At 39.3% G+C, this 13,132-nt stretch carries 10 protein-coding genes; 1 reads left to right on the top strand and 9 read right to left on the bottom strand.

Annotation, left to right across the window (positions count from 1 at the left end):
* Positions 1 to 9 precede the first annotated feature (9 nt).
* The 4 genes from hutU to ACOZIR_RS17400 all read right to left on the bottom strand — a co-directional run bounded on the left by hutU (position 10) and on the right by ACOZIR_RS17400 (position 4,641).
* Positions 10 to 1,671 carry a urocanate hydratase gene (gene hutU / locus ACOZIR_RS17415; protein WP_045291375.1) on the bottom strand — a complete coding sequence of 554 codons (1,662 nt, stop codon included), beginning with the start codon at positions 1,669 to 1,671 and terminating at the stop codon, positions 10 to 12.
* Positions 1,672 to 1,720: 49 nt separating this feature from the next.
* Positions 1,721 to 3,232, bottom strand: coding sequence for a histidine ammonia-lyase (gene hutH / locus ACOZIR_RS17410; RefSeq protein ID WP_340142145.1), 1,512 nt, complete (start codon positions 3,230 to 3,232; stop codon positions 1,721 to 1,723).
* A 355-nt stretch (positions 3,233 to 3,587) separates the two neighbouring features.
* Positions 3,588 to 4,412: an aldo/keto reductase gene (locus tag ACOZIR_RS17405; RefSeq protein ID WP_045291377.1), complete on the bottom strand. Its 825-nt coding sequence runs from the start codon at positions 4,410 to 4,412 to the stop codon at positions 3,588 to 3,590.
* Positions 4,413 to 4,449: 37 nt separating this feature from the next.
* Positions 4,450 to 4,641 (bottom strand): hypothetical protein, encoded by a 192-nt coding sequence (locus tag ACOZIR_RS17400; protein ID WP_034653208.1) that lies wholly within the window; start codon positions 4,639 to 4,641, stop codon positions 4,450 to 4,452.
* Positions 4,642 to 4,956: 315 nt separating this feature from the next.
* On the opposite strand from ACOZIR_RS17400, the gene ACOZIR_RS17395 reads away from it, so the two are divergent.
* Positions 4,957 to 5,430: a YbaK/EbsC family protein gene (locus ACOZIR_RS17395; RefSeq protein WP_045291379.1), complete on the top strand. Its 474-nt coding sequence runs from the start codon at positions 4,957 to 4,959 to the stop codon at positions 5,428 to 5,430.
* Positions 5,431 to 6,272: 842 nt separating this feature from the next.
* On the opposite strand, the gene ACOZIR_RS17390 is transcribed toward ACOZIR_RS17395, so the two are convergent.
* The 5 genes from ACOZIR_RS17390 to ACOZIR_RS17370 all read right to left on the bottom strand — a co-directional run bounded on the left by ACOZIR_RS17390 (position 6,273) and on the right by ACOZIR_RS17370 (position 13,130).
* Positions 6,273 to 6,581: a DUF5634 family protein gene (locus tag ACOZIR_RS17390; RefSeq protein WP_328120035.1), complete on the bottom strand. Its 309-nt coding sequence runs from the start codon at positions 6,579 to 6,581 to the stop codon at positions 6,273 to 6,275.
* A 229-nt stretch (positions 6,582 to 6,810) separates the two neighbouring features.
* On the bottom strand, positions 6,811 to 7,557 hold the full coding sequence (gene map, locus ACOZIR_RS17385) for a type I methionyl aminopeptidase (RefSeq protein WP_045291382.1): 747 nt from the start codon (positions 7,555 to 7,557) through the stop codon (positions 6,811 to 6,813).
* Between the two features lie 243 nt (positions 7,558 to 7,800).
* Positions 7,801 to 11,379: a GH32 C-terminal domain-containing protein gene (locus ACOZIR_RS17380; RefSeq protein WP_340141439.1), complete on the bottom strand. Its 3,579-nt coding sequence runs from the start codon at positions 11,377 to 11,379 to the stop codon at positions 7,801 to 7,803.
* Between the two features lie 87 nt (positions 11,380 to 11,466).
* Positions 11,467 to 12,294, bottom strand: a complete 828-nt coding sequence (locus tag ACOZIR_RS17375; protein WP_328120033.1) for a mannose/fructose/sorbose PTS transporter subunit IID — start codon at positions 12,292 to 12,294, stop codon at positions 11,467 to 11,469.
* A gap of 26 nt (positions 12,295 to 12,320) precedes the next feature.
* Positions 12,321 to 13,130 (bottom strand): PTS mannose/fructose/sorbose transporter subunit IIC, encoded by an 810-nt coding sequence (locus ACOZIR_RS17370; RefSeq protein ID WP_028408130.1) that lies wholly within the window; start codon positions 13,128 to 13,130, stop codon positions 12,321 to 12,323.
* Positions 13,131 to 13,132 lie beyond the last annotated feature (2 nt).

Here is a 13,132-nt window from a genome sequence, read left to right as displayed (position 1 = left end):
CCTCCTTTTTTATTCATTTAACGCGGGAATTTGTATTCCTTTTTCTTTTGCAGTTTGAATGGCCTTATCATAGCCGGCGTCTACATGACGAACAACACCCATGCCAGGGTCTGTTGTTAAAACACGTTCTAGACGTTTTGCTGCATCTTCTGTACCATCTGCTACTACAACCATTCCAGCGTGCAGAGAATACCCCATACCTACTCCTCCTCCGTGGTGAACAGATACCCAGCTTGCGCCTGCTGCCGTATTTACTAATGCATTTAAAATAGGCCAGTCTGCTACTGCATCACTGCCATCTTTCATTGCTTCAGTTTCACGATTTGGCGACGCCACAGAACCGGCATCTAGATGATCTCTGCCAATAACGATAGGCGCTGACAGCTCTCCGTTTGCTACCATGTCATTAATAATTTTTCCAAAGCGCGCTCTTTCTCCGTAGCCTAGCCAGCAAATACGAGCCGGCAATCCTTGAAACTCAATTTTTTCTCGCGCCATTTTAATCCAGTTGCAAAGATGGGTATTATCCGAAAACTCACGTAAAATGACTTCATCTGTTTTATAAATATCTTCTGGGTTTCCCGACAAAGCGACCCACCTGAACGGTCCTTTTCCTTCACAGAACTGCGGACGGATGTACGCTGGGACAAATCCCGGGAAGTCAAATGCATTCGTGACACCTTCATCGAGCGCCACTTGGCGAATATTATTGCCATAGTCAAAAGCAACCGCGCCTTTTCTTTGCATCTCTAACATGGCTTGAACGTGAATAGCCATACTTGCTTTTGATTGTTTTACATATTCATTTGGATTTGTATTCCGCAATCTTTCTCCTTCAGCTAAGCTGACTCCAATCGGCAAATATCCGTTAAGCGGATCATGTGCCGATGTTTGATCCGTCACAATATCTGGGATAAATCCTCGCTTTATCATTTCAGGAAGAATCTCGGCTGCATTTCCAACTAATCCAATGGAAAGCGCTTTGCCCAATCTTTTTGCATCTTCAGCTAACGTGATGGCTTCGGCTACGCTTTCAACTACCGTATCGCAATACTTTGTTTCGATACGTTTTTCAATACGCGTGCGATCAACATCAATTCCAATTACAACGCCGCCTGCCATCGTAACAGCTAGTGGCTGTGCGCCTCCCATTCCTCCTAATCCAGCTGTTACCGTAATCGTTCCTTTCAAACTTCCGTTAAAATGCTGGTTGGCACACTCAGCAAATGTTTCATAGGTACCTTGAACAATGCCTTGGCTTCCGATATAAATCCAGCTCCCTGCAGTCATTTGCCCGTACATCATGAGCCCTTTTTTATCGAGCTCATGGAACGTCTCCCAATTCGCAAAAGCAGGAACAAGATTTGAATTTGCTAATAAAACACGCGGCGCATCACTGTGTGTTTTAAAAACCGCAACAGGCTTACCGGACTGTATGAGAAGCGTTTCATCTTCTTCTAACTCTTTTAACGCTGCGACAATGCGATCGAACGCCTCCCAGTTACGGGCTGCTTTTCCGATTCCTCCGTATACGACTAACTTTTCTGGATGCTCCGCTACTTCGGAATCTAAATTGTTTAGAAGCATGCGAAGAGCAGCTTCTTGTACCCAGCCTTTTGTCGTTAGTTCTGTTCCACGAGGTGCTTTTATTCCACTTTGTTTTGTCTCCATTTCGTTTTCCTCCTCTATAAAAATGAAAAACTGTTAAACTAACTTTTTATTAAAGCGCTAATTCATAATTAGTATCTTGCACAAAGGTTTTGAAATCAGCTGCTAACCCTTCAATATCACGTGAGAAAATTCGATCTTTAGTAATGGTTGGTACGGTTTTTCTAATTCTTGAATAAATTTTTCTTGTTTCCGAAGCAAGTTTATCTACTCCTTGAATATCGGCTGCTTGAGCCGCACAAATTGCTTCAATCGATAGAACTCTTCGTGTATTTTGGATAATTTGATAAGCATGACGTGCAGCAGTCGTTCCCATGCTGACATGATCTTCTTGATTCGCTGAAGATGGGATAGAATCGACACTTGATGGATGCGCTAATACTTTATTTTCGGAAACTAATGAAGCTGCAGCGTATTGAGTAATCATGAGCCCGGACTCTAGACCTGGATCTGCACTTAAAAATGCCGGCAGCCCGCTAAGCTGAGGGTTTACTATTCGTTCAATGCGCCGTTCAGAAATATTCCCAAGCTCCGCCATTGCAATTCCTAGAAAATCCATAGCAAACGCAATGGGCTGCCCGTGAAAATTCCCTCCAGAAATTACTTTGCCGCTGTCGGCAAAGATGAGCGGGTTATCGGTTGCTGAATTAATCTCAATTAAAAGCTTTTCTTTTACATAATTTAAAACTTGATAAATAGCACCATGAACTTGAGGAATACAGCGCAGTGAATAAGCATCTTGCACTCTTAGTTGACCTTGAGAAGTAGTTAATTGACTGCCTTCTAAGTACGAAAGAATTCGGGCAGCTACCTGCTGTTGTTCGCGATAAGGTCTTACTGCATGAGACTCTGGCATGAATGCTTCTACAATACCTTGCAGACCTTCTAATGTTAGTGCTGCAATTCCGTCCGCAAGATCAGCGAGCTTTTGAGCTTCAAGGTACGAAACTACGCCTACAGCCGTCATTGCCTGAGTGCCGTTAATTAGAGCTAGCCCTTCTTTCGCCTGTAATTGTATAGGTTCAAGCCCCGCTAGCTTTAAAGCTTCTTCTCCTTGCATTCGCTGACCATTATATACAGCTTCCCCTTCTCCAACTAACAGCAGCGCTAGATGTGATAACGGGGCTAAGTCACCGCTAGCTCCAAGAGAACCTTGACTCGGGATAACCGGCACTACGTTTTGGTTTAAGCAATCGATAAGAAGTTGCAAGGTTTCCAGTCGTATTCCGGAATACCCTTTAGCTAATGCGTTCGCTCGTAAAAGCAGCATGACTCTGCTTACTTCTAACGAGAATGGCTCTCCTAGTCCGCAGGCATGACTGCGAATTAGGTTAATCTGCAGATCAGCTAAGTCTGTTTTTGAAATAACCGTATCGCTAAACTTTCCAAATCCCGTATTGACTCCGTAAATGACATTGTTGTTCGTAATGCTCTCTTCAACTAACGTTCTGCTTTTTTGTATATGTTCAACTGCGTGATCGCTAATTTTCACGGAGTATCCTTGGTAAATAACTTTGTAAATTTGGTCGAACGTCAGTGAATTTCCATCAATTTGAATAAACATCATACCCGCTCCCTTGTTAAACTGTAGACTGCCTTTTCTTTTTGAACACAAAAAGGGGCTATATCAAAGAGGAAACAAGCTCCTTTTGATATAGCCCCCTATAAACTAACCTACTTACACTATGGGCTTTTATTAATAATCAGTATTTCACTTATACATACAATCGCTAAATGACTAAATCACTATACACTTTAAGCTGTACAACTTAAAGCAACTAGGGTACCTACACTAAGTATTACGCTGAATTAATCATTTGTCAATTATTATTTAAGAAAATTTTAAATAATCTGAAATAAAATCGTTATTTCTTATAGCAGCGATGATTCACGGCTGCACAATTTTATTTTTTTAAACGTTATCGAACGTTCATGTCACTTGGGTGCGGACCTTTACGGCGATTGCTGTTTAACCCATTAATCTCTGCCATATCATCGGCAGTGAGTTCAAAATCAAACACGTTAAAGTTTTCTTCTATTCTAGACGGTGTAACTGATTTAGGGATGACAATTGTGTTGTTTTGTAAGTGCCAGCGCAATACAACTTGAGCTGGAGTTTTGCTATGTACTTCAGCAATTTTTTGAATAACCTCGTCTTGTAACACTTCTCCTCCTTGATCAAGAGGGCTCCATGCTTCCACAAAAATATTATGTTTGGCGCAAAACTCTTTTAATTCATTTTGAGCAAGATACGGATGGCACTCAATTTGGTTTAAAACAGGTGTTACATCACATTCGTTTAACAAGCGCTCTAAATGCTCAATTTCAAAGTTGCAGACGCCAATTGCTTTTACTTTTCCATCGTGATAAAGCTTTTCTAATGCTTTATACGTCTCCACATACTCATCATATTGAGGCGTAGGCCAGTGAATTAAATATAAATCGACATAATCAAGTCCTAATCGTTCTAAGCTTTCATCAAATGCACGCAATGCATTTTCATAGCCTTGGTCGCTGTTCCAAACTTTTGTTGTAATAAACAGCTGTTCTCGAGGAACAGAAGATTCTTTAATCGCTTGACCTACTCCTTCTTCATTTTTATAGATCATGGCTGTGTCAATAGACGTATATCCCACTTCAATTGCTTTTGACACTGCAGCTGCTGCTTGGTTATCTTCTACTTGCCATACGCCAAATCCAAGCTGAGGCATTTTTAAGCCGTTGTTTAATGTAATAATATTCATTTTACATGTCTCCTTTTTTGTTAAAAAGTTCAAAGTTTTAATGATGGTGCCAGCCGATCAGCATAGCAACCTGTCCCATTATAATGCCGACTGGGATTCCTATAACCATGGCTCCAAATCGAAATTTAAAAGACCATGCGCGCGGCACAAGGGAAAACAAATAAATCATACTCATCGTTGCCATACATGTACTGCTAAAAAAACTGACGACAGTGTGTAAATTTGGCATTACTTCTCCTCATTTCACTAGAACGTTTGCGCCTTTTCAATTTCATCATTTATCTTTTGTTCTAATGCCTATGTTTTCGTAGCCGACATAGTTACATTCTTCAAAGGGTTCCGTAATCCTGCTTTAATCAGTTAAAAATACTTTACCTACGTAACTTTTTTAATTAAAACGAATATGTGCTTTTAACTCCAAAGTTGTGTATAATTTCTGTATATTAAAATAATAAGAATTTTTCACTTTAAAGAACAACTGTACATTCTCTGTAGGGCAATCATACATATTTGCGAGAGTCAATGAAAGGAATGGATATAAAAAATGGCGATTGAAAAAGTAAAAGCATATTTTAAACAATATGGCATGGAGAATCGAATTATTGAAATGGATGAGTCCAGTGCTACTGTAGAACTGGCAGCGCAAGCTTTAAAATGCGAGCCGCAACGAATCGCAAAAAGTCTTTCTTTTAACGCCGAAGGAACCGTTTTATTGATTGTGGCAGCGGGAGATGCAAAAATTGACAACCGAAAATATAAAGAAGAGTTCGGAACCAAAGCAAAAATGCTTGGAGCAAGTGAAGTAGAAACGCTGATTGGTCATGCTGTAGGCGGAGTATGCCCGTTTGCCGTTAATGAAGGTGTCCACGTGTATCTAGATGAATCTCTGAAACGTTTTATTACCGTTTTTCCTGCCTGTGGAAGTGGAAATAGTGCAATCGAATTAACAATACCCGAACTAGAAGAATTTTCGAAATGCTTAAAATGGGTTGATGTGTGCAAAGGATGGAACGAATAATCTATGTGAATGACGGTGCATATATAATTAATAAAAACGCCAACGAGCTGAAACAATTTTTTGTTTCAGCTCATTGGTGTATCTAAACGAATTTATGAAACAGCTTAACCCAACCTAGGTAAGAAACCCCTAAGAGAAATACAAAAAGAAATAGTAAAGGAATGTTCCTAGGGATAAAAAGCCAGCCGTCTAACGTATTCCACAGAAATTCACTTTTATTTGCTTTTCTCATCATTTTCACCTCAAGCAGATTTACTATTTTTTCTTCAAAAATTCTTTTACATAGTTATATACAGTATCTTCAACTTATGACCTTTTTTCAAGAAAAACGTGTACGGAAAATGGACTGAATGTGAATCTTTTTAATTTATACCCGTTATGTACGCACTCATCGTCTTATTTTCATCTGTAAAAAAGAAGAAGCCTACATGTTTAGATGCAGGCTTCTTCTCGTTGATTCAGTCTTTCCTTTGTTTGCCTAGTCAGGCCCTTTCGTTACGTATATCGGTTCATAACCAAAGTGCCTTGTGTCAGATACGAATATCTGCTTTCAATCTGCGGTAATACATTTGCTGAAGTCGCTGTTAAGCCTTTCAAAACTAATCAGTCCCTTCAAACGCTAAGTATTTAACCTTCCACAACAACCATTTGCATGATAGCTGCTGTATTGTATGTGTACCCCGTATTTATATAGTAAAACCTAAAAAAACAAATTTTTAGACTTTATAGCAAAGAAAATTTAGATCCTATAAGCGAAAAAAGCGCGCCAGCTATCAGTGCCTCTTCTGCTCATTCTCACGCAGGTAAAGAAAAGCATCCGCAGTGAAATTGATCAAATTTATTTAATGTATCATTTGATCAATTTGTTGAAATGCATCTTCAAGTGAAGTATATCTATTTGTTTCTCCTTCGTTACCTTGAACGGTCCATTCTTGCTTTTCTACTGCTAGTTTCCCGTCTTTATCTTTTATATAAGGTTTGTTAACCATAAACACCTGATCATTCTTCTTTACTGTATAGCCAAGATAATAATGATTCCCTTCTCCTTCTTCTTCATATACAGAAACGCCTTGAAGGTTATATTTGTTTAAAATGTCATCCATATGATGAGTCAGTTCACTTACAATCGCTTCTCTTCCTACATATTCCACATTTCATACCCCTTTTCATTTTGATTTATACTTAGCATTCCCTTGAGCATATTCAATTACACTATCTTTCAAACGTTGTATAAACAAAGCGACTCAATATGAAATTCATTCATTACACAATAATAAAAAAGCTACCTCACTATTAATACAATGAAAAAACATTGCTACGTGAAGTAGCTTTTTATTAATTAATGGAATCTATAGAAATAAGAAGATGTGCGAAACTTGATTATAGTTCAGTTAAAATAATCGGTTCACCGTTTGTTACAACAATCGTATGTTCACATTGTGCTACAAGACTATTATCAGGTGTAACAAACGTCCAGCCGTCGTCTCCACGTTCAATGATATGATCAGCTTTCATAGAGATAAACGGTTCTACAGCAATAACAAGACCTTTTTTCAAAAGTGCTTTATCCATTGGATCATAATAGTTTAAAATGTGGTTAGGAGCGTCATGCAAGCTGCGGCCAACACCATGACCCGTTAAATTTTCAATAACCGCGTATCCGTTTTGGTGTGCAAAGTTAGAAACAGCACGACCAATTTGGTTTTGTTTTGAACCAGCTTTTACTTTTTTCATAGCTGCCCAAAATGCATCTACTGCAGCTTGACACAGCTTTTCTTTTTCTTCATCTTTCCCGATAACAAATGAAATGCCTGTATCTGAATAATAGCCATCAAGTACGGCAGATACATCCACATTTACTAAATCGCCATCTTTTAATACGCGATCTCCCGGAATACCGTGAGCCACTTCTTCGTTTACACTAATACACGTTACACCTGGGAAATCATATTCTTTTTCAGGTGCAGAAATAGCACCGTGTTCATCCAATATTTTTTTACCGATCATATCAAGCTCTTTTGTTGTCATACCTGCTTTTGCTTGGCTTTTCATCTCTTCGCGCGCAAGTGCAACGATGCGCCCAATTTTGCGTAAACTTTCTAAATCTTGTTCGTTACCAATAATCATAAAAAAACACTTTCCTTCCTCGAAATATATATCCTATCCGATTTTATCATATTTTTATGAGGATTTTTCAAAAGACCTTTTAAGAACTAAAATGTATGATTAATTAGATTAGTAAGATATTTATCATATGTAAAAATCCTCTTCATTAACCTATGAAATTCAAAAAAGCATGCTACTTCACCGCAGCATACTTTTTTATGTTATATAAAAGCTGCCTTAGTAAGCGGCAGCTCTCACAATCCTTTATTTCACTATTTCAAATTTCACTTCATTAAACAAACTAGTAGAATTCCACACATTCAGCCCAGCATAACCTTCTGAAAAGGTAGGATCCATTGTATCGATCACCAGCTTGCCTTCGAGATAAACTTGAATGTGCTCTCCTTCAGCCCTTACTTTTAGATGATAATCTGTATTTGGTTTTAAATCCAGCTTTCCCCCATCGTCGTAAATCATGAGATCCTTTCCTATTCCATCTCTAAACGCAATGAGTTTCACTTGATTATTAAGCATATCTACATTCGCAGCGTAAGCGTTATTTGCCTGTTCATCCGAACGGAATACTAGCGCTCCTGCTCCTGTAGAATTTGAAACAGCCTCCTTTAACACCTTTATCTTTGCCTCATATGTGAAATTTTTTGCTTCTTTTGATGATAAGGTAAAGGAATCTTCTTTGCTTCGTCCTTGTTTCCCGTTAATCGTATCGGCCCATAGTCCGCTAATATTCTTCCATCCAGATAAGTTTGTATCAACAGGACTTTTATTCCAAATAGATTTTAACGGATACATCTTAAGAGAATTTAATTTTACAGCGCCTCCTTTGCTATAAAGCTTTATTTTATTACTTGAAAGCGTTGGAAAGAGCTGGTCTGTTATTACTTCCGTGCCGTCATTACCAAATACTTCTACAGACGACTGGTCTACAAACATATGAAGCTTAACCTTTCCGTCTTTTGGAAGCATGGAAGCAGAGTGTTTGCCTTTCACATTTTCACCAAAATCAAAACTTCCAGAGTTTGTTCGATCAACAGATAATCGCTGTTTGTTTATGTTATAGCTGACTTTCGTATTTTCACTGCCTTCTTTTTGAATTTGAAAACCAAATTCTTGTGCATCTGTAGTAGAAACATCGAATTCTGCAATGATTTCATATTTGTTTTCCTGTATGCCTGAAAGAAGATTTCCATTTTCAGTAACCATGAGATTCTTCAATATCTTTTTTTCTTGCTTATTGCGGATTGAATCAATTGAAACAGGTATTTGTTTTAAACGAAGCCCTTTTGCTGTGTTGGTGAGTTCTATTTTTCTTGGGATTGACATAGAGCTTCTCCAAGTAGTAGTGGGAGTATTGTTTGCATATTGCCAGTTGCTCATCCAGCCTAGCCAATACTTTTCTCCGTTATCTCCTTCAACTCCGCTCCAATCTACAGCGGCATAAAAATCGGCACCATAATCTGTCCAAAGCACTTCCTCTGGTGGGTTTTCATTTTTAAATGTTTTCCCGTCAAAATCCCCAACAAAGTACTGCATCCCTGACCCTCCAGCTGCCGCTCCATCATTGATGCTGACCTGCAGCACCCATTTTTTCTTCGTACTGTCTCCATCAACCGGCAGTTCGAGTAAAGTAGGACACTCCCAAATGCCTCCGTTGCTTCCGTGAGTTGAATTCACCCATTCTCCTGACACTGTGTTCCAATCTGAAATCTCTCCGCCTTCTCTTTGTTTAGCTTCCTCTGGTTCTTTTGCTACATTGTCTACTTTATCCGGCATTTTTTCTGTATTAAATACATTCACATCATCTAGATTAATATGCCCCCATCCGCCTACAGCTTGATCAACGGCTTTAATGTACAGTACTTCTCCTATATACTTAGAAGCATCCCATACGTAGCGCTGATACTTTTCATCTGCAAACTTTGTATTCGCTTGACGAATCAATTCTTTGTCGTCAGATGCCCGGACTAAGGCTACATAGCGGTTTGTGGGGTCGTTTCCGCCTCCCATTAACAAATTGATTTCACCTGATCCGCTCAATTTAAAATAAGACGAATGTAATTCTCCAGTGGCATTATCTCCATCTTGCTTATCAGAAAAACCCCATAAATGATACTTTCCTTTTTGTTCAAAAGGACCGCTCCAATTTGCGGTTGCATCCGTTACATGATCGTTTGTGAATGCATTTCCATTTATCGTTTTCCAGCCGGTGAGATCTCCTGTTTCAAAACTTTTATTTTTAATTTCTTTTTCATCTGTATCAATAAACTTGGTCATGTTAACGTCTTGAAACCGGACTGAAGATTGATTAACGTGTAGTCCAAACAATCCTTTTGAAAAAGTTTCATCTTTTGCAGTAAGGGTGAAGTTATCGTCTATATGCAAATCAAGTTCATTTCCCGATGCAGTTACTTTTACTTGATGTGATTTGCTCGTATCAATTTTTTCATTTGTTTCGGCAAGGACAGTTGAAATGCCATTTTGAAGCTTTACTAGTTTGATTGTATCCTTAGAAGCATCCACGCTAGCTATATATCCGTTTTTGGCTTCCGCGTCTGCTCGAAAAAGTAGTGCACCTGAACCATGGTTTTCATCTAAAAATGTCATATTTGACTCGTAAATAAACTGATCTCCCTGTTCTTCACTCATAATATATCCGTCGCTGTCAGATTTACCGATTTTTCCATCAGTAGTATCATTCCATGTTCCCGTAACAGGTTTCCAGTTAGATAGATTGGTTATGAAATTAGATTGATTCGTAAATTTAACATGACGAAAGACAGCTGTGGAATTCCATGCTGTTAGTCCAAACTGACCGTTTTCAAAAGATGCATCACTGCCTTCTAAAACCTGTTTCCCATTTAGCAGTATCTTAAAGTGATGACTGTTTGCTTCTACTTTCACACGATACGCTTGTGACGTATCAAGCCTCATTGGCTTTGAAACAACAGTCGTTACGCTTCCTTTCTCTACTTTGTTAAGTGTTAAGAGGTTCTTTTCAGCATCTAAATTGACGGTATATGCGTTTGTTGCATCTTTATTAGAACGAAAAACAAGGCCTCCTGCACCTTCGCGTCCATTCTTTTCTACAAGCGTAATTTCTCCCTCTAGAGTAAAGGATTGACCTTTTTGTTCAGACAAAGTATATGAATAGGCACCGCTTTGACCGTTTGCTTGAATCCCTCCGTCAGATCCAAACTCACTTGCGTATTCCCACTTTTTTAAGTCAGGTGATGTATAAAACATGATTTTATCTTTAGCAGCTAAAGACATCACCCACTGCTTGGTTTGCTCGTGCCAAAACACTTTTGGATCGCGCCAGTCAGGAACTGGGGGATTTGGCATAACAGGATTTCCTTCATATTTGGTCCATGTTCTTCCGCTGTCCGTGCTGTATGCTAGACTTTGAACTTGCCCTTTACTGCCCGAGTGCGTAAAGATAGCTACCATCGCTTCTTTTCCAAACCCTGCAGTATTATTCCAATCGATAACGGCACTTCCTGAAAAGATCTCTCCGTTCTCATCTGGAGAAAGAGCAACCGGCAGGTGTTTCCATTTCACTAAGTCTGTACTAACTGCATGCCCCCAGTGCATAGGTCCCCAGGTGGTACCGTAAGGATAATACTGATAAAACAGGTGGTACTCCCCGTTATAATAGACCATTCCATTTGGATCGTTCATCCAGTTCGCTTCTGGAGAAAAATGAAATTGATTCCGGTATTTTTCTTGATAATACCCTGTATTATCAGCTAATACAGGGTATACAGAAAACAAGCTTATGGAACAAGCGACTCCAATCATCAATAACTTTTTGACGGTTCTTTTCATCTTTCTTTCCTCCTTTATTGGCATACTGGCTATGTAAAACATTTTCACCAGCAGATGCTAGAAGAATAGATGACTCCCTCTTATTTATCAGCCTAAAAAGCCGATCCAATAACCTCCTATACCGATTAAGAAAATACCGAAAATAATAAGCAGCGGATTTGTACCTTTTCGAAGCATCCATGCTACTAATAGAGTTAGCGCTAAAGGTAGCAATCCCGGTAAAATACTATCGAGTACGTCTTGAACGGTTTTTACGACAACTTTACCAGAATCATCTTTGATCCTAGAAACAACCACTGGTATATTAATAGTGGTCCATTTCGAAACCAATGCTCCCATTACAAAGAGTCCTAAAATGGACGCACCTTCCGTCAGTTTTTGAATTCGATTGCCTACTAAATCTTTTAAAATTTCTGTTCCTTTTAAATAGCCATATTTTAACCCATAATATTTTGTACTTAATCGAATTGCATTAATTAAGATGAAAAACAGCAGTGGCCCGGCAATATTCCCGCCTAACGCAAGAGATGCGCCTAGTGCTGCGAGGACTGGTCGCAGCGTTCCCCAGAAAATAGGGTCTCCTACGCCAGCAAGCGGTCCCATTAATCCAATTTTCATTCCGCTGATGGCTTTTTCATCAAAATCTTTTTTATTTGCCATTTCTTCTTCCATTGCTGCCGTGACGCCGAATATAGGTGCGGAAATCCATGGATGTGTATTGAACCATTCTAAATGTCGCTTTAATGCTGCATTTCGCTGTGCCCCTGGTCCGTATAAACGTTTGATTGCTGGAATCATAACATAACAGTAGCCCATTGCCTGAACACGCTCAAAGTTAAATGAACCGAGTAAAAAATTCGAGCGAATAAACATTCTAAAGATGTCTTTTTTCGTTAATCTTTTTTCATTTTCCATCTCTATCCCTCCCTTAAGTTCGCCGTTTAGGCATCTAAATCATCATCGTCATCATCATATACTTGTTCGCTCCCTGTAGCTGCGGGAACGCCTGCCGGCTGCATTTGATTTCGCTGCTGCATTACTTGCTGATAAAGAAGGGCTAAACAAAGACCTAACGCCCCAAATCCTACCAGGTTAAACCCTGTAAATGCCGCTAATAAAAACCCGATATAGAAAAAAGGTTTTAAATGAGGAATGTTCATCATATTGATAACCATGGCATATCCTACGACCACGATAATGCCTCCTCCAATTTGCAGACCTTTTGTAATAACTTCCGGAATATTTCCGAGGAAAGTTTGCACGGCGCTTACGCTGATTAATGTAACAATTAAAGTTGGAATCATAACGCGGAGAGCCTGAAAACCCATAGCAGTAATATGCATAATTTCAATTCCTTTAAAGTTTCCTTCTTCCGCGTACTTATCAGCTCGATGAATTAAAAATACTGTGATGGTACGAACAAAAATGGTGAGTACTTGCCCTGCGGCTGCTAAAGCTATAGCTACCGCAATGCCTTCACCAATGCCCTGACCAGCTGTGATAACTAAAATAGTTGAAATAACAGAAGCAATAGCCGTATCAGGTGCCATCGCCAATCCAACATTCATCCATCCAAGAGCCATTAATTCCAGCGTTCCACCTAAAATAATGCCCGTTTTTAAATCTCCAAGCACCAACCCTACTAACGTGCAGGCAATGAGAGGACGATGGGATTGCCCTTCGTCCAACACGCTTGCGATGCCAGTTACCGCTGCAATGACTAATAATAAAATAATTTGTATGGAAGACATAA

This window comes from Priestia sp. D3YE.R1 (assembly GCF_049199565.1).
GTDB lineage: Bacteria > Bacillota > Bacilli > Bacillales > Bacillaceae_H > Priestia > Priestia aryabhattai.
This window is presented reverse-complemented; position numbering and strand designations above follow the sequence as displayed.

Bases quoted from the DNA above. Each gene is read 5' to 3' on its own strand.
- ACOZIR_RS17380 (WP_340141439.1), bottom strand. From the start codon at position 11,379: ATGAAAAGAACCGTCAAAAAGTTATTGATGATTGGAGTCGCTTGTTCC.
- ACOZIR_RS17400 (WP_034653208.1), bottom strand. From the start codon at position 4,641: ATGCCAAATTTACACACTGTCGTCAGTTTTTTTAGCAGTACATGTATG.
- ACOZIR_RS17405 (WP_045291377.1), bottom strand. From the start codon at position 4,412: ATGAATATTATTACATTAAACAACGGCTTAAAAATGCCTCAGCTTGGA.
- ACOZIR_RS17370 (WP_028408130.1), bottom strand. From the start codon at position 13,130: ATGTCTTCCATACAAATTATTTTATTATTAGTCATTGCAGCGGTAACT.
- map (WP_045291382.1), bottom strand. From the start codon at position 7,557: ATGATTATTGGTAACGAACAAGATTTAGAAAGTTTACGCAAAATTGGG.
- ACOZIR_RS17375 (WP_328120033.1), bottom strand. From the start codon at position 12,294: ATGGAAAATGAAAAAAGATTAACGAAAAAAGACATCTTTAGAATGTTT.
- hutH (WP_340142145.1), bottom strand. From the start codon at position 3,232: ATGTTTATTCAAATTGATGGAAATTCACTGACGTTCGACCAAATTTAC.
- ACOZIR_RS17395 (WP_045291379.1), top strand. From the start codon at position 4,957: ATGGCGATTGAAAAAGTAAAAGCATATTTTAAACAATATGGCATGGAG.
- hutU (WP_045291375.1), bottom strand. From the start codon at position 1,671: ATGGAGACAAAACAAAGTGGAATAAAAGCACCTCGTGGAACAGAACTA.